Source organism: Streptomyces beijiangensis (genome assembly GCF_017315755.1).
Classification (GTDB): Bacteria; Actinomycetota; Actinomycetes; order Streptomycetales; family Streptomycetaceae; genus Streptomyces; species Streptomyces beijiangensis.
Genome location: NZ_JAFLRJ010001511.1, coordinates 1 through 328, shown reverse-complemented (window position 1 = coordinate 328; position 328 = coordinate 1). Strand labels below are relative to the sequence as shown.

At 55.8% G+C, this 328-nt stretch carries 1 protein-coding gene; it reads left to right on the top strand.

The window, feature by feature from the left end; genetic code table 11:
• A partial coding sequence (locus tag J0695_RS42470; protein WP_206970120.1) for a hypothetical protein occupies positions 1-250 on the top strand: 250 nt, incomplete at its 5' end.
• Between the last annotated feature and the right edge of the window lie 78 nt (positions 251-328).

Genomic DNA, 328 nt, shown 5'->3' with positions numbered 1-328 from the left:
ACATGAGATTGCCCATGAGTTGCCGAAGCTGCTAGTTGATCCCGACTTCGAGGTGCGAACGGATTTACTAGCGGCCGCTGTAGAGTGCGTGAGATGCCTTGGCGTATTTTGGGGCTCCATTGAAGCGGACGCAAACCCCGACTTCGACGGGCAAGAGATCGACTATGACAGCATCAAATCCGGCCCGTACCTCCTTATGGAATACTTGGCGTCCATTGCAGGGGTCAGCGCAGGGGGAGAAGGTCAATAAAAAACTCCCCCTGCCAAAGCAGGGGGAGTTACTAGGGTCAAGATGCCGCAGCCTTCACGATCTGGACCGAGTCGGCCT